At 75.0% G+C, this 21920-nt stretch carries 27 protein-coding genes; 7 read left to right on the plus strand and 20 right to left on the minus strand.

The window, feature by feature from the left end; all coding sequences use genetic code 11:
- Positions 1–206: 206 nt before the first annotated feature.
- Complete coding sequence (locus ATM99_RS09020; RefSeq protein ID WP_062102574.1) at positions 207–428, minus strand: hypothetical protein; 222 nt, start codon at positions 426–428, stop codon at positions 207–209.
- Between the two features lie 139 nt (positions 429–567).
- Positions 568–2055, minus strand: a complete 1488-nt coding sequence (locus ATM99_RS09025; protein WP_223304924.1) for an MFS transporter — start codon at positions 2053–2055, stop codon at positions 568–570.
- A 119-nt stretch (positions 2056–2174) separates the two neighbouring features.
- On the opposite strand from ATM99_RS09025, the gene ATM99_RS09030 reads away from it, so the two are divergent.
- Complete coding sequence (locus tag ATM99_RS09030) at positions 2175–2786, plus strand: TetR/AcrR family transcriptional regulator (protein ID WP_062102575.1); 612 nt, start codon at positions 2175–2177, stop codon at positions 2784–2786.
- Between the two features lie 81 nt (positions 2787–2867).
- Here ATM99_RS09030 and ATM99_RS19700 read toward each other — a convergent pair whose 3' ends face one another.
- The 5 genes from ATM99_RS19700 to ATM99_RS09050 form a co-directional block, all read right to left on the minus strand.
- On the minus strand, positions 2868–3221 hold the full coding sequence (locus ATM99_RS19700; protein ID WP_255356815.1) for an HAD family hydrolase: 354 nt from the start codon (positions 3219–3221) through the stop codon (positions 2868–2870).
- 26 nt (positions 3222–3247) lie between these two features.
- Complete coding sequence (locus ATM99_RS19705) at positions 3248–3580, minus strand: hypothetical protein (protein ID WP_223304926.1); 333 nt, start codon at positions 3578–3580, stop codon at positions 3248–3250.
- A 102-nt stretch (positions 3581–3682) separates the two neighbouring features.
- Positions 3683–4576, minus strand: coding sequence for an oxidoreductase (locus tag ATM99_RS09040; RefSeq protein WP_062102576.1), 894 nt, complete (start codon positions 4574–4576; stop codon positions 3683–3685).
- A gap of 51 nt (positions 4577–4627) precedes the next feature.
- Positions 4628–5149, minus strand: coding sequence for a hypothetical protein (locus tag ATM99_RS09045; RefSeq protein ID WP_062102577.1), 522 nt, complete (start codon positions 5147–5149; stop codon positions 4628–4630).
- On the minus strand, positions 5146–5805 hold the full coding sequence (locus ATM99_RS09050) for a TetR/AcrR family transcriptional regulator (RefSeq protein ID WP_062102578.1): 660 nt from the start codon (positions 5803–5805) through the stop codon (positions 5146–5148). The genes ATM99_RS09045 and ATM99_RS09050 overlap by 4 nt, the downstream gene beginning before the upstream one ends.
- A gap of 78 nt (positions 5806–5883) precedes the next feature.
- On the opposite strand from ATM99_RS09050, the gene ATM99_RS09055 reads away from it, so the two are divergent.
- The 3 genes from ATM99_RS09055 (at position 5884) to ATM99_RS09065 (ending at position 8280) form a co-directional block, all read left to right on the plus strand.
- Complete coding sequence (locus ATM99_RS09055; protein WP_062102579.1) at positions 5884–6801, plus strand: ABC transporter ATP-binding protein; 918 nt, start codon at positions 5884–5886, stop codon at positions 6799–6801.
- Position 6802: 1 nt separating this feature from the next.
- Positions 6803–7558, plus strand: a complete 756-nt coding sequence (locus ATM99_RS09060) for an ABC transporter permease (protein WP_062102580.1) — start codon at positions 6803–6805, stop codon at positions 7556–7558.
- Positions 7559–7731: 173 nt separating this feature from the next.
- On the plus strand, positions 7732–8280 hold the full coding sequence (locus ATM99_RS09065; protein WP_062102581.1) for a VanZ family protein: 549 nt from the start codon (positions 7732–7734) through the stop codon (positions 8278–8280).
- A 21-nt stretch (positions 8281–8301) separates the two neighbouring features.
- Here ATM99_RS09065 and ATM99_RS09070 read toward each other — a convergent pair whose 3' ends face one another.
- The 4 genes from ATM99_RS09070 to ATM99_RS09080 form a co-directional block, all read right to left on the minus strand.
- Positions 8302–8805 (minus strand): GNAT family N-acetyltransferase, encoded by a 504-nt coding sequence (locus tag ATM99_RS09070; RefSeq protein ID WP_062102593.1) that lies wholly within the window; start codon positions 8803–8805, stop codon positions 8302–8304.
- A gap of 46 nt (positions 8806–8851) precedes the next feature.
- Complete coding sequence (locus ATM99_RS19295) at positions 8852–9010, minus strand: hypothetical protein (RefSeq protein ID WP_190278808.1); 159 nt, start codon at positions 9008–9010, stop codon at positions 8852–8854.
- A 26-nt stretch (positions 9011–9036) separates the two neighbouring features.
- Positions 9037–9549 carry a GNAT family N-acetyltransferase gene (locus tag ATM99_RS09075; protein ID WP_082659478.1) on the minus strand — a complete coding sequence of 171 codons (513 nt, stop codon included), beginning with the start codon at positions 9547–9549 and terminating at the stop codon, positions 9037–9039.
- A gap of 71 nt (positions 9550–9620) precedes the next feature.
- Entirely contained in the window at positions 9621–10262 is a 642-nt protein-coding gene (locus ATM99_RS09080) for an MBL fold metallo-hydrolase (RefSeq protein ID WP_082659480.1), read from the minus strand.
- Positions 10263–10371: 109 nt separating this feature from the next.
- On the opposite strand from ATM99_RS09080, the gene ATM99_RS09085 reads away from it, so the two are divergent.
- On the plus strand, positions 10372–11136 hold the full coding sequence (locus ATM99_RS09085) for a ParA family protein (protein ID WP_062102594.1): 765 nt from the start codon (positions 10372–10374) through the stop codon (positions 11134–11136).
- A gap of 78 nt (positions 11137–11214) precedes the next feature.
- On the opposite strand, the gene ATM99_RS09090 is transcribed toward ATM99_RS09085, so the two are convergent.
- The 8 genes from ATM99_RS09090 to ATM99_RS09125 form a co-directional block, all read right to left on the minus strand.
- Complete coding sequence (locus ATM99_RS09090) at positions 11215–11796, minus strand: MerR family transcriptional regulator (RefSeq protein WP_062102583.1); 582 nt, start codon at positions 11794–11796, stop codon at positions 11215–11217.
- A 163-nt stretch (positions 11797–11959) separates the two neighbouring features.
- On the minus strand, positions 11960–12466 hold the full coding sequence (locus ATM99_RS09095) for a bifunctional nuclease family protein (RefSeq protein WP_062102584.1): 507 nt from the start codon (positions 12464–12466) through the stop codon (positions 11960–11962).
- A gap of 103 nt (positions 12467–12569) precedes the next feature.
- The gene (locus ATM99_RS09100; RefSeq protein WP_062102595.1) at positions 12570–13310 is read right to left on the minus strand and encodes a MerR family transcriptional regulator; all 741 of its coding nucleotides are present in this window, start codon (positions 13308–13310) and stop codon (positions 12570–12572) included.
- A 7-nt stretch (positions 13311–13317) separates the two neighbouring features.
- A complete protein-coding gene (locus ATM99_RS09105) occupies positions 13318–13788 on the minus strand; it encodes an FHA domain-containing protein (RefSeq protein ID WP_062102585.1) in 471 nt (156 codons plus the stop codon).
- Between the two features lie 149 nt (positions 13789–13937).
- The gene (locus ATM99_RS09110; RefSeq protein ID WP_062102586.1) at positions 13938–14978 is read right to left on the minus strand and encodes a DUF881 domain-containing protein; all 1041 of its coding nucleotides are present in this window, start codon (positions 14976–14978) and stop codon (positions 13938–13940) included.
- The gene (locus ATM99_RS09115; protein ID WP_062102587.1) at positions 14975–15307 is read right to left on the minus strand and encodes a small basic family protein; all 333 of its coding nucleotides are present in this window, start codon (positions 15305–15307) and stop codon (positions 14975–14977) included. The genes ATM99_RS09110 and ATM99_RS09115 overlap by 4 nt, the downstream gene beginning before the upstream one ends.
- Positions 15304–16257 carry a DUF881 domain-containing protein gene (locus tag ATM99_RS09120; protein WP_150118219.1) on the minus strand — a complete coding sequence of 318 codons (954 nt, stop codon included), beginning with the start codon at positions 16255–16257 and terminating at the stop codon, positions 15304–15306. Before ATM99_RS09120 ends, ATM99_RS09115 begins: the two co-directional genes overlap by 4 nt.
- Positions 16254–16856: a CDP-alcohol phosphatidyltransferase family protein gene (locus ATM99_RS09125; RefSeq protein WP_062102588.1), complete on the minus strand. Its 603-nt coding sequence runs from the start codon at positions 16854–16856 to the stop codon at positions 16254–16256. Before ATM99_RS09125 ends, ATM99_RS09120 begins: the two co-directional genes overlap by 4 nt.
- Before the next feature lie 162 nt (positions 16857–17018).
- On the opposite strand from ATM99_RS09125, the gene ATM99_RS09130 reads away from it, so the two are divergent.
- Together ATM99_RS09130 and ATM99_RS09135 are read left to right on the plus strand one after the other, a co-directional pair.
- Positions 17019–17435: a CoA-binding protein gene (locus ATM99_RS09130; RefSeq protein WP_062102589.1), complete on the plus strand. Its 417-nt coding sequence runs from the start codon at positions 17019–17021 to the stop codon at positions 17433–17435.
- Positions 17436–17697: 262 nt separating this feature from the next.
- Positions 17698–19461 (plus strand): DEAD/DEAH box helicase, encoded by a 1764-nt coding sequence (locus ATM99_RS09135; RefSeq protein ID WP_062102590.1) that lies wholly within the window; start codon positions 17698–17700, stop codon positions 19459–19461.
- A gap of 128 nt (positions 19462–19589) precedes the next feature.
- Here ATM99_RS09135 and ATM99_RS09140 read toward each other — a convergent pair.
- On the minus strand, positions 19590–21920 hold a 2331-nt coding region (locus ATM99_RS09140; RefSeq protein WP_062102591.1), incomplete at its 5' end, for a substrate-binding domain-containing protein.

The raw sequence follows: 21920 nt of genomic DNA on the forward strand, positions 1-21920 counted from the left end.
GGACAGGTCGTCGTCGGGCCCGGGGGCGGACCACGCGGTGTCGTCGTCGGTGTGCATGCGGCGAGCCTGGGGGAGTCCGACGGGACAGCGGAGCCACCTACGACGATCTGTGCATCGAACACGTGTTCGATACGCTTGTGGTCGGCTGGGCGCACCGCAGCCGAGCGACACCCGTGCGAGCAGGCACGGATGGCGTCCGCCTCGCGTCAGGGGCGACGCCAGAGCCGTCGTGCCGCCAGCAGCCCCCCGGCGCCGACCGCCGCGAAGCCGGCGGCGACGACGGGGCTGCCGTGCTCGGCGAGCACCGAGATCGCGACCACGACCGCGAGAGCCGCCAGGATCAGCGACGGGGCCGTCATGCGACGGGAGCCGATCGGCGACGTGGCGCCGACGTCGCCGACCTTCGACTGCACGGGGCGGGTCTCCACGGGCGTGCCTCCTGGGCGAGCGACGGCAGGGTTCGACCCCACCTTGTCACGCGCGTGGACGACCGGGCCGGGACCAGCGTCCGCGGTGCGGGGTGCACCACGGGCGGCCGATCGCCCCGGACGCCCGTGGTGCAGCGCGTCATGCCGGGTGGCTCTCGACGGGTGCGTGGCGGGGGAGGAGCCGGGCGACGGGGAGGCAGAGCACGGTGATCACCAGCACCACCACGAGCGCGACGGCGAGCGCGTCGACCGCCGTGTCCTCACCGGTGCCGAGCGCCGCCAGGTAGACCGTGGTCACCGCGGCGGACCCGACGCCGTTGGCGAGCTGCTGCACGGCGCTGAGGGACCCGCTGGCACTGCCGGCCTCGTCCGCGGAGACGTCACCGAGGGCGATGTCGTAGATGGTCCCGAAGCACGCACCGAGGCCCAGGCCCATGACGAACACGGGCGGGACCATCGCCCAGGTGCCCAGGTGGAGCCCCTGGGTCAGCACCAGCGCGAGGAACCACCCGACACCGACGAGCGTGATCGTCAGCCCGGCGAGCACCAGGGTGCGGCCGAGTCGGGCCATCAGGCCCATGCACGCGAAGGCCGCGGTCATGATCCCCAGCGTGAGCGGCATGAGCGCGAGCGCCGCCTCGCCCGGGGTGCGGTGCAGGGCGCCCTGCAGGAACAGCGAGAGCACGTACATCAGGCCGCTCGTGGCCGCGAAGAACACGAGCCCCATGACGAGGCCCGCCGTGAAGCCGCGGTTCGCGAACAGCGACGGTCGCAGCAGCGGGTCGGGCGCGGTCCGCAACCGGCGGACGAACACGACGAACCCCAGGGCCCCGGCCACGAGCGCGGCCACGGCCGTGACGCCCCAGCCCGTCTCGGGGCCCTCGATGAGGCCGAACATCAGCCCGAACATCGCCACGGCGAGCGCGGCCGAGCCCCTGGCGTCGATGACGACGCCACGCGCGTCAGCGCTCCTGCGCGGCTCGCGGGGGAGCAGCCAGCAGGCCAGCGGGATCCCCACGCCGCCCAGGACGATGTTCACGAGGAAGACCGCACGCCAGCCCAGGCCGGCGACGTCGAGGTCGATGAGGAAGCCGGCCAGGATCGGACCGCCGACGGCGGCGATCCCGAGCAGCGGCCCGAACAGACCGAAGGCCGCGCGCAGCATGCTGCGCGGGAACGTGCGCGACATGATCGCGATGCCCTGCGGGATCAGCAGCGCGCCGAAGGCGCCCTGCATCACCCGCGCCGCGACCATGACGCCGGGGCTCGTGGCGAGGCCGGCGCACGCGGAGGCCACCGTGAAGCCCGTCATCCCGACGAGGTAGAGGCGGCGCTGCCCGTACTTGTCGCCGAGCCGCCCGCCGACGACGAGCAGCACGCCGAGCGCCAGGGCGTACGACGCGCCCAGCCACTTGATGAGCCCCGGCCCGCCGCCGATGTCCGCGACGATCGACGGCGCGGCGATGTTCGTGACGGTCGAGTCGATCATGTCCAGCGCGTCGGCCAGCAGGACGAGCCCGAGGATCGCCCACAGGCGCGACCGCGGGTAGAACGTGGGCGGGTCGTCGGGGGTCGGCCCGGCGGGGGTGTGCGTCACCGCGGCGGGCGACGAGGGGGAGTCGGACATCGGGACCTCCGGCGAGGAGAACATGCCGAGCGAAAGCGCAGCGACTCCGTAAGTGTAGGCACTACACATGCAAAGTGACGACGTTCTGTGCGTCACGTCGCCTTCGGTACCGTGGTCGCATGACGAGCAGCACCGGGGCGCCCGGCACGGATGCGGGCCGACGCGAGCGCAAGAAGGCGCAGACACGACGGTCGCTCGTCGCCGCCGCGCGCCACCTGTTCCTCCAGCACGGGTACGACGACGTGACCGTCGCGCAGATCGCCGCCGAGGCCGACACCGCCGTCACGACGCTGTTCAAGCACTTCCCGCACGGCAAGGAGGCACTCGTCTTCGGCGACACGCCGGACGAGGACGAGCGGGCACGGTCGCTCGAGACGGCCGTGGCCGGCACGGGCAGCCTGACGGCGGCGCTCGAGGCGCTCCGGGTCTTCTTCCGCAGCCGCGGGCTGTTCCAGGACGACGCATCGCCCGACGAGCACCGTCTGCTGGCGCTCATCGTCAGCACGCCGCAGCTCCGGGTCTACGCGCGCCGCCAGTGGGAGTCCTGCGAGTCCCGGCTCGCCGCCGCGCTGGCCGCCGAGGCGGGTCGCGTCGCGGACGACCCCGATCTGCGAGCCCTGGCGCGCTACGTCCTGCAGATCCCTGACCTGGCCGCCGACGACGCCGACCCACGCGGCACGCTCGACGCGGTGGTCGACCGGCTCGCGGCGGGTTGGGCGCCGCGGGACTGACGGCATCACGAGCCAGTCGGCGGACACCCGCCATCGCGCCGAGCGGACACCCCCCGCGTAACGCCGATAATGTGCATTATGTCAGAACGCGTCCTGCGTATCTCCCCGCCCAGCGAGTACGTCCGAGCGCAGACAGGGGTCGGCACGGCGCCAGCCGCCCGAGGTGCTGCGCGACAGCTCATCGGTGAGCTGCGTCAGGTCGCCGAGCTCAAGGTCTGGCCGCGCCTCGTCAGCACGAGGCTGCTGCAGGAGCGCCCAGGGTCCGCGTCGCAGCCACGCGGCCCGCAGGCCTGCGGCACGTGCGGGACGGATGTCGTTGTCGACGCGGTCGCCGACGTACAGCACGTGGCGCGGGTCGGCCTGTGTCTCTTGGACGACGCGTCGGAAGAACTCGAGCGACGGCTTCGCGACGCCCCATGTCGCCGAGGCGGCCACGAAGTCGACGTCGACGCCGGCTGCCCTCAGGGCGGCCTCCGCTCCCTGGGCTGGTTTCCCGCAACCCCCACCACGAGCCCCGCCGCGCGCACCGCGCGGAGGCAGTCGAGCGCATCCGGGTAGAGATCACCCGTGCGGATGTCAGGCGCGAGACCCGGCGGCGCGACCCCGAGAAGCGCCCAGGCATCTCGGTGGTCGCGTCCCCGGCTGATCACCGATCCGATCGCCGCCATGAGCCTGAACGGGGTGACGCCAGCAGCACTTGCCTGCTCGCTCCACGCTCGTGACTCGTCGACGAGCGTCTCCCCCACGTCGAAGACGACCGCACGCAGGTCGGCGAGCACGAGGTCGGGGTTCACCTCAGCAGCATGCCGCACGTCGCACGCAGCCGGTGGATGAGGCCCGGTCACGGACGTGACGCTCCGGGCGGTAGCCGGCCCCACCGCCCACGCACCCCCACGTCACCCGGGTCCGTCGCTCGCGGCGGCCAGCAGCGGCACGACCACGTCGCTGATCGGCGTCGGCACGCCGTGCCGACCGCCCAGGCGCTGGACCACGCCGTTGCGGACGTCCCACTCGAGCGGTAGCCCGGCCTCGCGGTCGGCGAGGATCGACGTCCCCCGGCCGGGCGGCGAGGCCGCGAAGCCGTCGAGGACGCGCCGGGGCTCGTCGTCACCCAGATCGGCGCCCGCAGCCCGGGCGACCGCGAGGCACTCCCGCAGGTACGCCAGCGTCAGCCCGGCGACGTCGTCCCGTGCGTACATGCCCGCACGCCGCCCGGTGAGCACCATCAAGCCGGCCGCCGCGTTCTGCAGGAGCTTCCGCCACGCGATCGTCGTGAAGTCCGTCGCGACCTCGACGATGCAGCGGCTCCCCCGCAGCGCGCGCTCGACCGCATCGGCGCCCGGCTCGTCCGGCACCGTGAGGCGCGGCGCCGCCAGCAGGTGGACCGTCCCGTCGGCGTCGCGCGTCGCCGGGAACCAGACGACGGCCGGCACGACCGTCGCACCGGGCACCAGGGGCTCGACGGCCTCCCGCTGCTCGACCCCGTTCTGCAGCACGCACACGACGGTTCCCGGTCCGCACAGGGCCGTGAGCCACGGCTCGGCCGAGGTCGTCTGCGTGGCCTTCACGGCCAGGAGCACGAGGTCGACGGGCCCGTCCGCCTCGCGCGGCTCCGTCCGGACCGCGACAGGTGCGACCACGCGCCCGTCGCCGGTGTCCAGGCGCAGCTCGCCTCGCGCGGTACGGCCGGCCACGAACGGCGTCCGCCCGCACTCGTGGAGCGCGACCGCGACCGTCGTCCCGATCGCCCCCGGGCCCACCACCGCGACCCGCTGGTCCGCCTCGCCCATCAGGACTCCTCTCCCCTGCCGTGGGCGCGACCCCGGCGCCCGGACCGTCGTCTACCCGTGCGCCAGCAGGCCGAGGGCGAGCACGAGCAGCCCCAGCGCGACCTCGCCTGCCATGACCACCAGGCGCTGGCGGCGCGGGACGGCGAGCCTGCGGACCGCCAGCAGACCGACTGCCGTCAGGGTCGCGGTGGTGGTCGCCATCGCCAGGAGCAGGCCGGTCGACGTCGGGTACAGGCCCGTGCCGGCCACCGCGATGCTCACGAGGGCGGGTGCCACGACCGTCCCGGCCCCGAGCGTGCTCACGACCATCCGCCGGTGCTCGGCGGCCGTCGGGACGTGCGCGTGCACGACCATGTGGCTGAGCAGGTCGGCGAGGTAGACCGTGCAGATGGTCGCCGCGACGGCGATCGCGAGCGTGCCCAGCGCACGTCCTGGTGTGGTGCCGGCGTCGTGCGCCTGCAAAGTGATGACGACGGCGAGCACGGTGAACGCGACGTAGATGCGCTCCTTGAGCGCGGCGGCCCGGTGCGCGCTCGTGGCGGCGTCGTCCGGCGACTCGGCCGCGACGCTCATGCTGCCGCGCCGTCGCGGGGCGCGTAGGCCCGCAGGAACGCCTGCGCGCCGTCGGTCATGATGCGCTCGACGTGCGCGGCGTCGGTGCGCCGCCGGGTCGGCTCGTTGAGCACGCGCAGCGTGGTGAGCGCGTGGAAGTGCTCGGCGGCGAGCGCGGCGTCGGCGGCGGCGAGCAGGCCCGCCTCCGCGAGCTCGGCGATCCGGATGCTCAGCACGGCGGAGTGCGCGGCCTCGAGCGGGTGGTCCTCGAGCTCGGGCAGCGACGACTCGTTCTCGCCGACGAGGCGGACAGCCGCGAGGTAGTCCGGCGACAGGACCTGCGCGCGCCCCAGGTCGCGCGCGAGCGCGGTGAAGGCCCGCGGCAGGTCGGACGGGTCGAGCGGCGCGCCCGCCGGCCCGAGGTGCTGGTCGACGAGCGTCCGCAACGTCGCGACCGCCCGCTCCCCCGCCTCCTCGACGACGCCGAGCAGCAGCCGACGCTTGTCGCCGTAGTAGTCGTACACGGTGCGCTTGGAGACGCCCGCGCGTGCCGCGACCGCGTCCATGCTCGTGCGCTCGACCCCCGTCCGGACGAACAGCTCGCGGGCCGCGGTCAGGATCGCCGCCCGCTTGTGCGCCTGCCCGGCACGGACCGGCCTGTCGTCCGTCGATGTCATCGTGCTCCTCCCGCGCGCTCCGGTGCCACGCTACACCGACCGGTGCAGTGGTACACCACACGGTGTAGTGTCGCTCCCATGCCCCCCAGCTCCCCGGCGGTCCTGCAGGCCCACGCGCTCACCAAGCGCTACCGACGAGCCGTCGCGGTCGACGGTCTGACCTTCGAGGTCCGCCCCGGCCGCGTCACCGGGTTCCTCGGACCCAACGGCGCGGGCAAGTCCACGACCCTGCGGATGTTCCTCGGCCTGGACCGCCCCACGAGCGGAGCAGCCACCGTCGGGGGGCTGCGGCTGGCCGAGACGCCGCACCCCGCGCAGGTCGTCGGTGCGATGCTCGACGCGCGGGCGCTGCACCCGCGCCGCACGGCTCGGGACCACCTCGCCGCCGTCGCGGCCGCGGGCGGCATGCCCCGCGGTCGGGTGGCGGAGGCGCTCGCGCGCGTCGGCCTCGCCGAGGCGGCCCACCGCCCGGCCGGCGAGTTCTCGCTCGGCATGAAGCAGCGCCTCGGGATCGCCACGGCGTTGATCGGCGACCCCGGGGTCGTGATCTTCGACGAACCGCTCAACGGGCTCGACCCCGAGGGCATCCGGTGGGCCCGCACGCTCATGCGCGACCTCGCGGCCGAGGGGCGCACCGTCCTGTTCTCGAGCCACCTCATGGGCGAGATGGAGCTCACCGCCGACCACCTCGTCGTGATCCACCGCGGGCACCTCCTGGCCGACCAGCCGCTGGCGGAGTTCATCGCCGACCGCACCACCGAGCACGTGCGCACCCGGACCCCGGACCGTGCACGGCTGCACGTCGCGCTCAGCCGTGCCGGCCTGCACGCCCGGGACGACGGGACCGGCGCCCTGGTCGTCACCGGCGCCACCACGGACGACGTCGGTCACGTCGCCGCGACGGCGTCCGTCGAGCTGTCCGAGCTCACCGCCGTCCGCGACTCGCTCGAGGACGCGTTCCTCGCCATGACCTCCACCCGGAAGGACGCCGCCTGACATGAACCTGCTCGCCTCGGAGTGGATCAAGGCCCGCAGCGTCCGCGGCACGTGGCTGCTGGCGGCGAGCACGGTGGTGGTGACGGTGGTCGTCAGCCTGATCGGCGTCAGCGGCCTGCTGGCCGACTGGCGCGCGGCGCTGCCGTCGGACTTCGACCCCACCGCCATCGCCTTCAAGGGCGTCCTGGTCGGACAGCTCCTGCTGGCCACGCTCGGCGCCCAGCTCATCACCGGCGAGTACGCCAGCGGTCAGATCACCACGTCCCTGACCGTCGCGCCACGCCGTGCTGCGCTGCTCGTGTCGAAGCTCGCGGTCGCGGTGCTGCTGGCGCTCGTCACCGCCGTCGTCACGGTGGCCGCGAGCTTCGGCGCGAGCCAGGCGGCCCTCGGTGCGGCGGGCCTGCCGACCGCCGACCCCACGGACCCCGCCACCGTCCGCGCGCTCGCGTGCGCGACCGCGTACCTCGTCCTGACGGCCGTCCTCGGTCTCGCGTTCGGGACGCTCACCCGCAGCTCCTCGGGCGCCCTGGCGATCGTGGTCGCCGTGGCGCTGCTCGTCCCGGCACTCGCCCCCGGGCTCCCCGGCGCGCTGGGCGACCTCGCAGCGACCTACTGGCCGACCACGGCAGGGCAGTCGTCCTACGCCACGGTGGCCTCCGGACGGCTGCCCGCCCTGACCGGGCTCGCGGTCATGGCCGTCTTCACCCTGTGGACGACGCTGGCCGCCCACGCGTCGTTGCGCGTCCGGGACGCCTGATCGCGCCCGTGCCCGCCCGGCGTCCGACCCCTCGCCGTCGGGCGTCCACCCCCAGGGGGACGTGCAGGCGGCGCGGCGGTGGCACGGTCCTGCGGGGCCGCGCCCACGCGGCCCCGTGCGCACGACGTCACCCCCGACGGCCCGCACGACCGACCCGAGAGAGCGGACCCCGCGTGTTCCAGCAGGTACCGGTGCTTCCGGTCGTCGTCCCCCTGGCCGCAGCGACGTCCGTGGCGTTGCTCCGGCTGCTGCACCGTCGCCGACGACTGACCGTGCCGCGGGCCGCCGTCGCGCTCGCGCTGTGCGTGTACGTCGCGGGCGTCGTCGCGAACACCGTCTTCCCGATCTACCTCGACAAGCCCTCCGGCCACGCGGCGTGGGACGCGCACCTCGAGCTCGTGCCGATCGTCGGGTACGAGCTCGACGACGCGCTGATGAACGTCGGCGTCTTCGTGCCGCTCGGGATCCTGGTCGCGCTCGCGCTGGCCCGACCGTCGTGGCCGCGCGTCACCGCGGTCGTCGCGGGCCTCAGCCTCACCATCGAGGTGGTCCAGCTCGTCACGGCGCACACGCTCGGCGGCGGTCACGTCGCCGACGTCAACGACCTGCTCTTCAACGTCGTCGGTGGCGTCCTCGGGTTCGCGCTGCTGCGGGTGCTGGAGCGCGTGCCGCGGCTCACCGGTCTCGTCGCCCGCTTCCGCTGGCAGCCGGGCACGGACTGAGCGCAGCTCCCGGGAGGACCTTCAGCCGACCAGGCCGCCCGGGCTCGCCGGCCGCTCGTAGCGCTCCTCGGTGCGGGACGGGTCGCGCGGGAGGACGTGCTTCTCGCCCGTCCGCGTGAACCCCGCCCGCACGTACAGGTCGACCGCCTCCGCGTTGTCGTCGAGGACCCACAGGGACACCGTGCGGGCCCCCTCCTCGGCGCCCGCGCGCACCACGGTGTCGAGCAGCGACCACCCGAGCCCGCGGCGGCGCGACTCCGGCGCGACCCACAGCGACACGACGTGTCGGTCGTCCTCGGGCGACCCCGGCTCCGGCACGAGGGACACCAGCCCACGCCCAGCACCGTCGTCGTCCACGGCCACCCACGTCGGGCTCGTGCGCAGCCGCATGCGCCAGTGCGCCTCGGTGAACCGCTCCTCGCGCGCGAGAGACGCGCCGAACGCGTCGGGCGACTCCCGCAACGCCCGCAGGCGCACGTCGCGCACGATGGGCCAGTCGTCCTCGTCGACGCGTCGGATCAGCACCGGCACAGCATGCCCCACGCACGGCCCTCGGGGCCCGCGGCGCGCCTCACCCCTGAGGACCGACCGCGTGCGCGTCCTGCGCGTCGCCGTGCCCCGCGGGGTCCGGCGTCGCGCGTGCGACGTCGGCGACCTCCTCCTCGGGGCGCGGCGGCACCGTCTCGTCGTACTCGAGCTCCGGCACCTGCACGTCGAACGACTCGGACATCTCCGGCTCCTTCCGCCGCGCTCACGCTAGCCGCGCGGGCGCGGGCCGGCGACCGCAGGGAGGCCGCGGTGCGCGGAGCCCGTCGGGCTCGTCATGCACCGCAGACCGTCGTCGACCGCGCCCGCCGTCCAGCCGAGCGCGCCGAAGAAGCCGAGCGCCGCGGTGTTCTCGGGGTCGACGAACGCCACCCACCCGGTCGCCGCCGGGTGTCCGGGCCACGTGAGTGCCGCGTCGAGCGCGGTGCGGCCCGTCCCGGTCCGGCGTCGCGACGGGTCCACCGCGACGTCGGTGACGGCGTGCCGGTCCCCGCGCGGGTCCCACTCGACGCCCACGAGGGCCACGGGGCGACCCTGGTGCTCGACGACCAGCTGCACGCCCTGCGTCTCGGCCTCGACGTGCGCGCACCAGTCGTCGTCGACAGGGCCGAGCCACCGGTCGAGCTCGGGGTCGCGGAACCACGCCCGGACCCACGCCTCGTCCCGGCGCTCGTACGGTCTGACCGTGAGCGCCGCACGGGGATCGAGGTCGGACGTCGTCACCGCACCAGCATGCCCGAGTCGTCGCCGGGGCCGCCCTGGGACGACGGACCCGCGCACGTCGCCCCGCGACGTCAGCCGACCAGCACCGGCTCCCCCGGTGCGGGCGTCAGCACCTCAGCCTCCGTGAGGCTGCCGAGCAGCGACAGCGCAAGCGAGCGCCCCGCCTCGCTGAGCGTGCCGTCGTGCACCGGGACGACGCGGCGCGGGCGGACGGCACGCACGTGCTCGACCATGTCCGCCGCCCGCAGCCAGGGCGCACCGACCGGTTCGAGCAGCACGTCGATCACGACGCCCGCCGGCGGCCGGACGAACGCGTCACCCGGGTGCAGCACGACCCCGTCCACGAGCAGCGCGACGTTCGTCGGCAGCGGCACCTCCGGGTGGATGACCTCGTGCGGCGCGTCGAGCACCTCGACGACCGCCCCGGCCACCTCCAGCCGGTCGCCCGGTGTCAGGAGGTGGCGCCGCTCGGGGGGGACGCCCGCCTCGGCGAGCGCGTCGAGCACCTGCCCGGGGCCGTGCACGTGCACGTCGCGCTCGGCCAGCGCGACCGCGTCGAGGTGGTCGGGGTGCGCGTGGGTCACGAGCACGTGCTCGACGCCCTCGAGCGCAGCCGCGAGGTCGCTGAACGCCCCGGGGTCCACGACGAGCGCGCCGCTGTCGGTCGCGACTCGCACGCAGGCGTGCCCGTGCCTGGTCAACGTGAGGCTCATGGGGACATCCTGCCGAGATCCGGACGAGTCCGCCCATCCAGGGTGGCCCGAGTGCGGCGTGTCGGGCCGGGGTTTCGTGGGCACGCGCCCGCCCGGCTACGGTTGCCGCGTGCTGGTCCTCGGTGTGTGCAGCCTCAAGGGTGGCGTGGGCAAGACCTCCGTGACGCTGGGGCTCGCCTCCGCGGCGCTCGAGCGGGGGCTGCGCACGCTCGTCGTCGACCTCGACCCGCAGGGCGACTCGACGATGGCGCTGGGGACGGCCCGCGGCACGGGTGACGTCGCCTCCGTCCTCGACGAGCCGTCCGCCGAGACCGTCGCCGCGGCGACGGCGCCGTCGTCGTGGGCCGAGCACGGCCTGGACGTCCTGGCCGGGTCCGAACGCTCCGTGCTGCACGACCGGGTCGACGACGCCGACGCCGACCGGCTGCGCTACGCGCTGTCCTGGGTCAGCGGGTACGACCTCGTCCTCGTCGACTGCCCGCCGTCGCTCGGCGGTCTGACGCGCACCGGCCTCACGGCGTGCGACCGCGCCGTCGTCGTCACCGAACCGGGCCTGTTCGCCGTGATGGCCGTCGGCCGCGCGATGCGCACCATCGACGAGCTGCGACGCGGCCCGGCGCCGTCGCTGCAGCCGCTCGGCATCGCCGTCAACCGGGTGCGGGCACGGTCCATCGAGCAGGCGTACCGGCTCGAGGAGCTCCAGACCCTCTACGGCCCGCTCGTGCTGTCTCCTCACGTCCCGGAGCGCGCCGCGCTGCAGCAGGCCCAGGGCGCCGCGCAGCCCGTGCACGCGTGGCCCGGTGCGGCCGCTGCCGAGCTGGCCGGGGTGTTCGACCAGCTCCTCGACCGCGCGCTGCGCGCGCCCCGTCGCTGACCTCCCGCACGTCAAAGCACGCCAGAAGCCAGAAGCCACCCCGGGACGAGGTGGCTTCTGGTGTGCGACGTGGACCCGTCAGCCGGCGGAACGCGCCTGGCGCCGGAGCGCGAGCTCGTCCTGCGGCGCCGGCGCGGTGGACTCGTCCTCGGCGCGCTCGGTGGGCAGCTGCGCGAGCGTGCCCTCGACCTCGCGCCACACGCGTCCGACGGCGATGCCGAAGACGCCCTGCCCGCCCTGCACGAGGTCGATGACCTCGTCGGGCGACGTGCACTCGTACACGCTCGCGCCGTCGGACATCAGCGTGATCTGGGCGAGGTCCTCGACCCCCCGCTCGCGGAGGTGCCCGACGGCCGACCGGATCTGCTGCAGCGAGACGCCGGTGTCCAGCAGGCGCTTGACCACCTTGAGCACGAGGATGTCGCGGAAGGAGTACAGCCGCTGGGTGCCCGAGCCGGTCGCCGGACGCACGGACGGCTCGACGAGCCCGGTGCGCGCCCAGTAGTCGAGCTGGCGGTAGGTGATGCCGGCGGCTCGGCACGCGGTCGGGCCGCGGTAGCCGGTCGAGACGTCGAGGTCCGGCAGGTCGTCGTCGAACAGCAGACCCTGCGCGTGCTGCGGGACAGCGCCGGCGCCGTCGGCGCTCTCGTTGCTGATCACGGGGTCCTCCCTCGACGTCCGCCGGTGGGGCGCACGCTCTCTGCTGGAACTTCTGTCACGCTAGGCCCGCGGGGTCGGGTCCGCAACGAACGACCCCCGGCGTGTCGTGTGCGCGATGTCTCACCTTCAGGTGGAGGTCGAAGGTCCGCGTCACCCGGTCGGCTCAACCGTTCCGCTCGCCGCTCCCCGGACCGGGCTCGTGCCCGGTCTCGAAGTCCTCCGCGGACACCTGGTCGAGGAACTCCCGGAACTCCGCCAGGTCCTCCTCGTTCGCGGCGGGCCGCACCTCGACCCCCGCGAGGGCCACGACCTCGGCGGAGCACAGGACGGGGCACTCGAACCGTAGCGCCACGGCGATGGCGTCGGAGGCGCGCGCGTCGACGCGTCGCCCCGTCGTCAGCACGAGCGCCGCGTGGAACACGCCCTCGTCGAGGTGCGTGATCTCGACGTGCCCCACGGGGGCCCCCGCCGCGACGAGCGCGTCGCGCAGCAGGTCGTGCGTCATCGGGCGCGGGGGGACGATCCCCGCCTGGGCGGACGCGATCGCCGTCGCCTCGGCCGGGCCGATGAGGATCGGGACGATCAGCGCGGCGTCCGGGTCGAGGAGCAGCACGACGATCTCGTCGTCGGCCAGGTGCGTGCGCACGCCGACGACCTCGACCGGCACCATCTCGGGTTCGACGCCTCCCACACCCCCACGCTACGTCGGGCGCGACGCGAGGGCCGCCCGAGCGGCACGGTGCCGCGGCCGGACGGGGTGCCACGGCGTGACGTCAGGGTGCGATGTCGTGGACGGCCGAGCGCACGAGCGCGGTGTGCATGCGCGCGCACAGCTCCCCGACCTCGGCGGCGAGGGTGCCGGCGCGGGCACGTGCGGACACGCTGCGCTGACCGCGCCACGGTGCGACGACCTGGTCGACCAGGTCCGCCTGCCGGTCCGCCGCGGCGCGGAAGGCCCGGAGGTGCCGTGGGTCGATGCCGTGGTCGGCCAGCGCGGCCGCGACGAGCACGACCTCACGCGCCCAGGGGTCGAAGACGCCGCCGGGATTGGGGCGCAGCACACCCTGCGCGACGAGCTCGTCGACGACCGTCACCTCGACTCCCGCGTCCTGCGCCAGGCGTGCGGCCGTCAGACGGTCGGGGGCCGACGCGACACCGTCACGCGTCGCGAGCCGCGCCCGGGGCGCCTCCTCGTCGTCGACGCCCGCGTCCAGCGCCGCGAGCCGCTCGCCGATGACCTTCAGGGGCATGTAACGGTCCCGCTGCTGCCGCAGCACGAACCGCAGCCGCTCGACGTCGGCGGGCGAGTACTGGCGGTAGCCGGCGGGGGTCCGGACGGGCGCGACCAGCCCCTGCTCCTCCAAGAACCGCAGCTTCGAGGTCGTCACCGCCGGGAACTCGATGCGCAGCGCGGCCAGGACGTCGGAGATCCGCATCGAGGCGCGCCGCGAGATGCCCCGCGGCCACGGCTCCGGCGACCCCGCCTCGTCGGCCTCGACCTCGGCCTGGCTCACCGCCCGCTCAGGACGCGTCACGGTGCGGGCTGGGGTGGAACGTCATGCGGTACTTGCCGATCTGCACCTCGTCGCCGGGGCGCAGCACCGCCGCGTCGATGCGCGTGCGGTTGACGTACGTGCCGTTCAGCGACCCGATGTCGCGCACCACGAACTGCAGGCCGTCGCGCGCGAACTCGGCGTGCTTGCGCGAGACGGTGACGTCGTCGAGGAAGATGTCGGCGCTGGTGCTGCGCCCCGCGGTCGTGCGCTCGGCGTCGAGCAGGAACCGCGCACCCGAGCTCGGTCCGCGCTGCATGATCAGCAGCGCCGACGTCGGGGGCAGCGCGTGGACCGCGGCGGCCTCGTCGCTCGTCAGGCCGACGGCGGGAGCCTCGACCTCGACGGGCTCGAGCGAGCCGAAGCTGACGGTCGTGTCGGGGCCGTCACCCCGGTACGCCGGCTGACCAGCGTCCGGCAGCCGTCGATCGTCGCTCATGCGCACCTCCCGTGTCGGTCTCGGGCACCGTGCGACGTGCTCGCCCCGGCCCGGCCTTGAGGGACTCACCCTATGCGGTGTCGGCGCAGGTGCGCAGCCCACCGGCCCCGCCACGCGGGTGACTCACGGCCGCCGGTCGCCGGTCCGGGTCAGTCGCCACCCTCGACCGGGGTCGCGTGCACGGGGTCCGGCAGGACGCGCACGGCGGAGACGACGACCTCGTCGGACTTCTCGACGGTCGCGCGGCCGCCGTCGGCGCGCACGCGCGCCGAGGCGCCACCGGGGATCTCGAGCGCGGGGGCGATCGTGTCCGGGTCGCCGATCACCGTCCAGCGGTACGGGGACTCCAGGACGACGCCGTCGAGGAGCACCGCACCGGCGCGTCCCGTGAAGGCGCTGCTCGCGGTGATCCGCTGCCCGTTCAGCTCCATGGCCTCGGCTCCCGCGTTCCGCAGCTCCTCCAGCACGTGCAGCATGGTCGCGGGCCGGATCGCACCGTCGGGCTCCGTGAGCGTGATGCGCACCCCCGGCCCCGTCGCGGGCAGACGTCCGGTGAGGATCCCCTGCATCGCCGCCGTGCGGCGGGCGGCGTCGAGCGCCGCCTGCTGCCGGTCCGAGCCGGACAGCAGCTCGTCGCGCTCGCGCTGGAGGTCGCGGGACTCGCGCTCGAGCTCGTCGGTGCGGGTCGTGGTCTCGTCGAGCAGCCGGACGAGCTCGTTCTGCCGCAGCGCGCCGAGCTGCGTCTCAGACGTCTGGCGCACCTGGACGACCAGCGCGAACCCGAGCAGCGCGCACAGCGCCGCGGTGAGCAGCTGACCCTGCGTGGTGCGCGGCGCCATCGCGTGCCCCAGCCGCGCCCAGCCGGAGCGCGCGGGCCGCACGACGGCGCCCGGTGCCGCCGGACCGCCCTCGGCCACGGCGTCGCGCCCGTCCGGCGTTCCTGCTGCACCCGCGTCCGTCGCACCGGGGCCGGTCTCCCCCGGTCCCGTCGCGGATGCACCGCCGGGCAGGGCTGGCGCGACACGACGCACCGGCACCGTGGGAGGCGACTCGACCCCGGTGCGCTGGTCGTCGTCGGACGACGGGCCGAGGCCCAGCGGGTCGTCCGGGTCGATGACCGGGCCGTCGTCCGGGAGCTCGTGCGCGCCGGGCCCGTCGTCGTCGGGCCGAGGCGTCCGGTCCTCCGTCATGCCTTGAACAGGTGCCGGCGGATCGAGGCGGCGTTGGAGAAGATGCGGATGCCGAGGACCACGATGACCGCCGTCGTCATCTGCGACCCGACGCCCAGCTGGTCGCCGAGGAACACGACCAGCGCGGCGACGACGACGTTCGACAGGAACGAGGTCAGGAACACCCGCTCGTCGAAGATCCCGTCGAGGTAGGCGCGCAGCCCGCCGAACAGGGCGTCGAGAGCCGCGACCACCGCGATCGGCAGGTAGGGCTGCAGGTCGGCGGGCACGGTCGGTTCGATGACGAGTCCCGCGACCACCCCGAGCACGAGCCCGATCAGCGCGATCACCGCGCCCCCTCTCCGTCGTGACGCCCCGACCCTGCCACATCCGACGACGACGCAGGGGCGTCGCTCCCGTCCCCCGCGGCCGAGCCGTCGCCCGAGCCGTCGACCGCCCCGTCGGCCACCCGCGCCGAGCGCAGCGTCAGCTGCCCACGCCCCGGGAGCTCCAGCGAGCGCTGGGAGGACATCTTCACGGTGATGCCGTACTGAGACAGCGACGCGAGGTGCTGGCCCGCCGACGTCCGGGCGAGCGCGGTCTGCATCGCGACCGCGTCCCCGACGGCCTCGACCGTGTACGGGCTGCTCAGCGCCGTGCTGTCGACGAGGACCGCGGCGCCCGCGCTGCGGATGGCGGTCGTGGTCGTGATGCGCTCGCCGTTGACGGCGACCGCCTCGGCGCCCGCCGCCCACAGACCGTTCACCAGCACCTGCAGGTCGAGGTCGAGGACGAGCGCGCTCGCGTCGTCGGGCGCGGCGTCCGCGGCGGGCGCGCCGTCGGTGAGGACGACGCGCACGCCCGGTCCCGTCACCGGCACGACCCCGGCGGCCACGGCGTCCCGCTGCAGCTGCGCGAACAGCTCCGGGTCGTCGGTCGAGGCCGCGCTCTGCTGCAGCCGGGCGATCTCCGCCGACAGCTCGGCGTTGGTGCGGCGCAGCTCGTCGGCGGCGGCGGTCCTGTCGCGGATCTCGTTCTCGAGGAGCGTGCGGGCCTGCAGGGCGGCCGGGGCGGGGCGGCGCAGCGCCACGGCCGCCGTGGTCGCGAACGCGCCCAGCGCGACCGCGAGCACGAGCAGCGCGACCGACCCCCGGAGCGTGCGTCGCGGCGCCCTGCCCGCCGCCTGCCGCGCCGCGGCCTCGGCGTACGCCGGGTCCACGGGCGTCCGGTAGACCTCGTTGATGAGGGTCATCGACGCGTCGGCGGCGCGGGTCGACCCCTGGGCGTGCCGACGGTTCACGACGCCCTCGTCGCACGCCCTGCGCGTGCGTCGGCGTGCAGGACCGCCGCGGCCTGCGTGAGGTAGAGCGCGCCGGCGAACCAGTACAGGCCGACGCCCCACAGCGCACAGCCCCAGCCGACGACGCCCGCGACGATGCCGACCGCGGAGGGCCACTCGGAGAGCAGCAGGAGCGGGAACGCGTACATGATCGCGAAGGTCCCGGCCTTCCCCGCGAGGTGCACGCGCAGCGGCGGGTAGCCGGAGCGCGCGAGGACCAGGAGCATGATCGCGAGCACCACGTCCCGTGCGACGAGCACGACGACGAGCCACAGCGGGACCACCCCGCGCCACGACAGCGCGATCAGCGTCACGAGGATGAACAGCCTGTCGGCGGCCGGGTCGAGCATCTGCCCGAGCTTCGTGACCTGGTGCATGCGGCGCGCGAGCACGCCGTCCAGCCAGTCGCTGGCACCCGAGACCGCGAGCACGACGAGGGCCCACGCGTCGTGCCCCTCCGCGACCAGCCACGCAAAGACCGGCACGAGCAGCAGCCGTGCCAGGCTGATCACGTTGGGCACGGTGAGCACACGTGCACTGACCGGCGAGTCCTCCGCCACGACCTCCCCCGTCGACGTCCTGCGGGGATCCTATGCCTCCGCAGGTCGCGCCCGGCGTCGCGGTCCGCGGCGCGCCACCCGCGGGGCTCTCGTGGGGTTCTCGCGGGGCCGGTGGCCCGACGTCCCGCGCGAGCCGTGCGCACGCCTGGCAGGCTCGGAGGCATGGTCACACCGCCGCGGGCCGACGACGTCGACGCGTTGCTGCGCTCGCCCGCCCGCTGGGCGGTGGTCGGGCTCTCGGACAACACCGCGCGTGCCGCGTACGGCGTGTCCGCCTACCTGCAGCGCCTGGGGCACACGATCGTCCCCGTCCACCCGGCGGCGGCCACGGTCCACGGGGCGCGCGGGTACCGCACGCTCTCCGACCTCCCCGAGCCGCCGGACGTCGTCGACGTGTTCGTCAACAGCGCCCGCGCCGGCGCGGTCGTGGACGAGGCCGTCGCCGTCGGGGCGCGCGCGGTCTGGCTGCAGCTCGGCGTGCACGCGGACGACGCGGTCGCCCGGGCCCGCGCGGCCGGCGTGGTGGTCGTGCAGGACGCGTGCCCGGCCATCGAGGGTCGGGCACGCGACCTGGGCTGAGCGGGGTGCCCCCGCCTGTGCGCGACGTCACCCGGCCGCTCCCGGGGCGCCCACGCCCGGTGCGGGTACGCTGTCAGGGACAACTGGAGTCTGTCGCATCCCCTCTCGTGGGGCGGACGCCGGCGCAGCCGGCACCGACCGCCCGCATCGTGCAACGTGCGTGCGCCGTCATCGGCGCGTGGTCTGGACCGGGGGCGAGCGACGTCGGGAACCGTCGAGACGACGTCCCGGACCTCCCCCACTGCCACCAGAACGGTTCTCCATGAGCTCTGCGCTGCCCGCTGCCCAGTCCACGACGCCCGACACCGGCACGTTCGCCGACCTCGGCCTCGCCCCCGACATCCTCTCGGCGGTGAACCGCCTCGGCTTCACGGCACCGACGCCCGTGCAGGCCCGCACCATCCCCGCGCTGCTCGCCGGCCGCGACGTCGTCGGCGTCGCGCAGACCGGCACCGGCAAGACCGCCGCGTTCGGCCTGCCGCTCCTCCAGCGGGTCGACCCGTCGCTCGCCGCCGTGCAGGTGGTCGTGCTGACCCCCACGCGCGAGCTCGCGATGCAGGTCGCCGACGCGATCACGTCGTTCGCCGCCGACATCGACGGCCTGCAGGTCGTCGCGGTGTACGGCGGGTCGCCGTACCTGCCCCAGCAGCGCGCCCTCGCGCGCGGTGCCCAGGTCGTCGTCGGCACCCCGGGCCGCGTCATCGACCACATCGACCGCCGCACCCTCAAGCTCGCCGACGTGAAGTTCCTCGTGCTCGACGAGGCGGACGAGATGCTGCGCATGGGCTTCGCCGAGGACGTCGACCGCGTCCTGTCGGGGACGCCCACGGGTCGGCAGGTCGCGCTCTTCTCGGCCACGATGCCCCCGCAGATCCGCCGCGTCGCCGACAAGCACCTCGTGGACCCCGTGTCCGTCGCGGTGTCGCGCCAGTCCTCGACGGTCGAGTCCGTGCGCCAGACGTACGCCGTGGTGCCGTTCCGCCACAAGACCGGCGCGCTCGCGCGCGTGCTCGCCGTGAGCGAGGCCGAGGCGGCGATCGTGTTCGTCCGCACCCGCGAGAACGCCGAGGAGGTCGGCAACGCGCTCGTGCAGCGCGGCGTCGCCGCGGCCCACATCTCCGGCGACGTCGCGCAGGCGGACCGCGAGCGGATCGTCGAGCGGCTGCGCTCGGGCCAGCTCGACGTCCTGGTCGCGACCGACGTCGCCGCGCGCGGCCTCGACGTCGAGCGCATCGGCCTGGTCGTCAACCTCGACCTGCCGCGCGAGCCCGAGGCGTACGTGCACCGCATCGGCCGCACGGGCCGCGCGGGCCGCACCGGCGAGGCCCTGACGTTCGTCACGCCCGCCGAGCGCTCGCGCCTGCGCCAGATCGAGCGGACCACCCGCACGTCGCTCACCGAGATCACCATCCCGACGCCCGCGCAGGTCAGCGCCCACCGCGCCGCCGCACTGCTCGGCAAGACCGCCGACCGCATCGCCGCCGGGCGCCTCGAGGTCGTGCGCGACGCCGTGCGCGAGCACATCGAGGCCAACCCGGGCATCGACCTCGTCGACCTGCTCACCGCCGTCGCCGCGCTCGCGGTGGGCGACGACGGTCCGGTCGCCGCCGCCGACGGCGAGGACCTGGACAGCGCCGTGCAGCACGCGCGCGAGACGCGGACCGAGGAGTCCCGCGGCGGTCACGTCGCCGGGGCGCGTCGGCGTGCGACGACCACGGGCCCCAGCGGGAACCCGCGGTACCGCGTCGCCGTCGGGCACCGTGACGGCCTGCAGCCGGGTGCGCTCGTCGGGGCGCTCACCGGCGAGGGCGGTCTCACGGGCAAGGACGTCGGCCGCATCGACATCTACGGCAGCTTCGCCCTCGTCGACATCCCCAACGGCCTGACGCCCGAGGCCGTCGACAAGCTCGCCCGCACCCGCATCGCGGGCCGTCCGCTGCACATCCGGGTCGACACCGGCGGCCCGACCGGGCCGCAGGGCGCACGTCGCCCGTCGCGCTCCGACCGCGTGCACCGCACGCACTGAGCCACCGCTCAGCTGAGCCACCGCTCAGCGAGCACATCACCCGTGGGGGGCGTCACCGGACACGGTGACGCCCCCACGGCGTCCCGCCTGCGGGTGGGACGCCGGGTGGGACGGCGCCGGCTCCGCGCTCAGCGCAGCGCGGTCCGGTGGTCGCTGCGCGCCTGACCGCGCAGCAGCACCATGTCGGCCTCGCGCAGCACCTCGTGCGCGTCACGCAGCCCACGGATCGACCCCAGGACCCCCACCGCGAGACGTGGACCGACGTCGCGCCGCAGCCGCTCGAGCAGCTCCGTCAGACGCTCGGGCATGCCGTCCACGCCCACGTCGTCGACGAGGATGACGAAGTCGTCCTCGGCGGTGCGCGCCGTCGTGTCCCCCTCGCGCAACGGCCGGCGCAGCTGACGCACCACCTCCCGGTGCACGTCCGGGGCGTGGTCGTCGTCGCCCACGTGCTCCTGCACGCGCACGAGCGCGACCGCGCAGTCGTAGCCCGGCGACCGCCGGCACCGCAGCAGCGCCGCCCCCAGCCGGTCGAGCAGCAGCAGGCGGTTCACCAGCCCGGTCTCCGGGTCGTGCAACGCGTCGCGCTGCAGCGCGATCTCGGCCTCCTTGCGCTCGGTCACGTCGACGAGCGTCCCGACCAGCCGCGCGGGGCAACCGGCGTCGTCGAGCACGGTCACGGCGCGGCACATCATCCACCGGTAGTCGCCCGACTGCGTGCGCACCCGGTGCTCGAGCTCCAGCGGCGTGCCACCACCCCCGAGCTGGGCCGCGATCGCCGCCGACAGCTCGTCGCGGTCGGCCGGGTGCACGCGCTCGAGCCACTCCGCCGGCTGGTCGCCGATGACCTCGTCGGCGTAGCCGAGTGTCTGCTTCCACCGCGGCGAGTAGTAGACCGTGCCCGCCGAGACGTCCCAGTCCCACGTGCCGTCGTGCGCGGCCATCGACGCCAGCGCGTAGCGCTCCTCGCTCTCGCGCACGGTGTCCGCCAGCGCTCGCTCACGGGCCGCGGCCTGCTCGAGCGCCTTGCGCTGCTCACGCAGAGAGGCCAGCAGCCGCTCCTGGTCGAGCGCGACCGCCAGCAGCGCCGCCCAGTGGTTGAACCGGTCCCGAGGCTGCGTCGAGCGCGTCTCGACGGTCCCGTCGATCGCGAGCAGGCCCCAGTCGCTGCCGCCGAACGTCACCGGGACGACGAACGTCAGCTCGTTCGACCCGACCGTGCCCGCGCGCGTGAGCGCGGGCGGCGGGAACTGGCTCGCGGTCGTGCGCACGCCGACCAGGCGCGAGAGCGTGCCCGTGGTGTCGTGGACCCCCACGATCTCCATCTCGCGGTCGCCCGGACCACGGTCGTTGCTCGCCCACAGGCCGAGGCACGCGTGCCCGCGCACGCCGCGCGGCAGCCAGCCCAGCGCCCGCGGGCTCGCGCCGTCGCCGCGCAGCAGGTCCATGTCGACCTCGTACTGGTCGACGATCGTGCGCTCGAGCTGACCGCTGCGGGCGAGCATCGCGCGCGTGCAGCCCTTGGTGACCGCGAGCAGCACGTCGGTGACCGCGCGGCGCAGCGCGGGGCCGTTGTCGGCGCGCGCCGCAGGCAGCGAAGCGACGCGACGGCACTCGACCGCACGCAGCACGGTCACCATCTGCTCGAGCGCCTCGGGGTGCGGCTGCAGCGCCGCCGTCAGGTCGGACAGGCGTCCGAGCGCGGCGGGCGCCGGCGCCGCACCGCGGTCCGCCGCGACGTCGAGCGGCTCCTCGATGGCGCGCCACCACGCCTCGCGGGCGTCGTGGCCCGAGCGCCGGGACGCGCCCGAGCCCACCGGACCGGCGAACGCGAGGTCGGCGAGCCGGCGCAGGAGCGCTCCCCCGGTGGCGTCCTCGTCCTGCGGCGGGGCCGTCGCACCCGACGTCACCTCGGTGCAGCCGCACGACTCGCGCACCACCAGCGACGACGCGACACGGTGCTCCCCCGGTGCGACGTCCTCGCCGTGCATGCGCGTGAGCAGCAGGTGCACGGCCTGCTCCCCCACGCGCCCGAAGTGCGGGTCGACCGTCGAGAGCCGCGGGCTCACGCGGGCCCCGGAGTCGGCGTGGTCGAACGCGACGACGGCCTGGTCGCGCGGGAGCACGAGCCCCTGCGACCGCAGCGCGCGCTGGAACCCGACCGCGTTGCGGTCGGTCGCCGCGATGACGGCCGTCGTGGGCGACCCGGCTGCGAGCATGCGCGCCGCGGCGTCGGCTCCCCCGAGCTCCTGGTTGTCCGACGCCTCGTACCACCAGGAGTCGTCCGACTCGATGCCGTGCTCGGCGAGCGTCGACCGGTAGGCCGCGAACCGCTCCCGCATGTCACGCTGCCCCAGGTTCCCCAGGAAGCCGATCGCGGTGTGACCGTGCCACAGCAGGTGCTCGACGGCCTCGCGCACGCCGCCGACGTTGTCGGGCACGACGACGGGGTCGTCGGG

This window comes from Cellulomonas sp. B6 (genome assembly GCF_001462455.1).
Taxonomy (GTDB): Bacteria; Actinomycetota; Actinomycetes; order Actinomycetales; family Cellulomonadaceae; genus Cellulomonas.

Coding starts and splice junctions, on each gene's coding strand:
- ATM99_RS09050 (WP_062102578.1), bottom strand. CDS start 5,805: ATGACATCGACGGACGACAGGCCGGTCCGTGCCGGGCAGGCGCACAAG.
- ATM99_RS09040 (WP_062102576.1), bottom strand. CDS start 4,576: ATGGGCGAGGCGGACCAGCGGGTCGCGGTGGTGGGCCCGGGGGCGATC.
- ATM99_RS09060 (WP_062102580.1), top strand. CDS start 6,803: ATGAACCTGCTCGCCTCGGAGTGGATCAAGGCCCGCAGCGTCCGCGGC.
- ATM99_RS09105 (WP_062102585.1), bottom strand. CDS start 13,788: ATGAGCGACGATCGACGGCTGCCGGACGCTGGTCAGCCGGCGTACCGG.
- ATM99_RS09110 (WP_062102586.1), bottom strand. CDS start 14,978: ATGACGGAGGACCGGACGCCTCGGCCCGACGACGACGGGCCCGGCGCG.
- ATM99_RS19295 (WP_190278808.1), bottom strand. CDS start 9,010: ATGTCCGAGTCGTTCGACGTGCAGGTGCCGGAGCTCGAGTACGACGAG.
- ATM99_RS09055 (WP_062102579.1), top strand. CDS start 5,884: ATGCCCCCCAGCTCCCCGGCGGTCCTGCAGGCCCACGCGCTCACCAAG.
- ATM99_RS09045 (WP_062102577.1), bottom strand. CDS start 5,149: ATGAGCGTCGCGGCCGAGTCGCCGGACGACGCCGCCACGAGCGCGCAC.
- ATM99_RS09095 (WP_062102584.1), bottom strand. CDS start 12,466: ATGGTGCCGGTCGAGGTCGTCGGCGTGCGCACGCACCTGGCCGACGAC.
- ATM99_RS09080 (WP_082659480.1), bottom strand. CDS start 10,262: ATGAGCCTCACGTTGACCAGGCACGGGCACGCCTGCGTGCGAGTCGCG.
- ATM99_RS09025 (WP_223304924.1), bottom strand. CDS start 2,055: ATGTCCGACTCCCCCTCGTCGCCCGCCGCGGTGACGCACACCCCCGCC.
- ATM99_RS09030 (WP_062102575.1), top strand. CDS start 2,175: ATGACGAGCAGCACCGGGGCGCCCGGCACGGATGCGGGCCGACGCGAG.
- ATM99_RS09130 (WP_062102589.1), top strand. CDS start 17,019: ATGGTCACACCGCCGCGGGCCGACGACGTCGACGCGTTGCTGCGCTCG.
- ATM99_RS09135 (WP_062102590.1), top strand. CDS start 17,698: ATGAGCTCTGCGCTGCCCGCTGCCCAGTCCACGACGCCCGACACCGGC.